Raw genomic sequence first — 1,318 nt, forward strand, 5'->3', positions numbered from 1 at the left:
TTCGGTGTGTCTGGATCCGTAGGACTTTCTACCCTTGCGATATTCGAGATAATCGTTCCATCTGCTAGGTTCGCATCTACCAGCACCACCAAGCTTAAGGTCACAGTCTCGCCTGCTGGGATAGTACCCACATTCCAAGTCACGATGCCATTCTCCAACATGCCGCCCATGTCTGCACTTACAAAAGTAGTTCCCATCGGAATCGGATCCGTTACCACTACCTCTTGTGCATCACTTGGTCCATTATTCGTCACCGTGATCGTGTACGCCAAGTTCTCACCTGCAATCGCTATCGGTGTATCCGAACGCTTCATAATGGCCAGATTTGCTAAGGTCTCTACCGTCACATCTACACCATTACTGTTCACCGGACTATTCACATCGTCTGGGCTAGCGGCCTGCGCCGTATTACTGATCACAGTGCCCATCGCCACATTCGCCGGTACCATCACCTCTAAGGTCAAGGTCACACTTGCGCCTGCGGCTAGTTCTCCTAGGCTCCAAACTACTTCTTCACCATCCAGGCTTCCTCCCATAGAGGCCGACACAAAGTTCACTCCTGCTGGAATGCGGTCGCGTACCTCAACATTGCGCGCTGGTCCCGCTCCCGTGTTCGTCAGCGTAAAGCTATAGGTCAAGTTGTTACCCGCAATCACGGTCATCGGAGCTGACTTCTCTAACATCAGCATCGCACGATTTCCGTTATCCACTGGCGTCTCGTCTGGATCAGACTCTTTCGGTGTATCTGGATCCGTAGGACTTTCTACCCTTGCGATATTCGAAATAATCGTTCCATCTGCTAGGTTCGCATCTACCAGCACCACCAAGCTTAAGGTCACCGTCTCGCCCGCTGGGAGGGCACCCACATTCCAAGTCACGATGCCATTCTCCAACATGCCGCCCATGTCTGCACTTACAAAGCTGGTTCCTACCGGAATCGGATCCGTTACCACTACCTCTTGTGCATCACTTGGTCCATTATTCGTCACCGTGATCGTGTACGCCAAGTTCTCACCTGCAATCGCCACCGGTGTATCCGAACGCTTCATAATGGCCAGATTCGCTAAGGTCTCTACCGTCACATCTACTCCATTACTGTTCACCGGACTATTCACATCGTCTGGACTAGCGGCCTGCGCCATATTACTGATCACAGTACCCATCGCCACATTCGCCGGTACCATCACCTCTAAGGTCAAGGTCACACTTGCGCCTGCAGCTAGTTCTCCTAGGCTCCAAACTACTTCTTCACCTACCAGCTTCCTCCCATGGAGCCGACACAAAGTTCACTCAAGCCTAACCGGTAACGGTTCCTTGG

General features: G+C 52.1%; 1 protein-coding gene. It reads right to left on the reverse strand.

Going from position 1 to position 1,318, the window contains the following annotated elements:
* Positions 1-1,283: COG1361 S-layer family protein (locus A3SI_RS19245; RefSeq protein ID WP_156810381.1), on the reverse strand; the 1,283-nt coding region annotated here is incomplete at its 3' end.
* Positions 1,284-1,318 lie beyond the last annotated feature (35 nt).

Origin of the sequence: Nitritalea halalkaliphila LW7 (assembly GCF_000265075.1) — a bacterium.
In the GTDB taxonomy this organism is placed as follows: domain Bacteria; phylum Bacteroidota; class Bacteroidia; order Cytophagales; family Cyclobacteriaceae; genus Nitritalea; species Nitritalea halalkaliphila.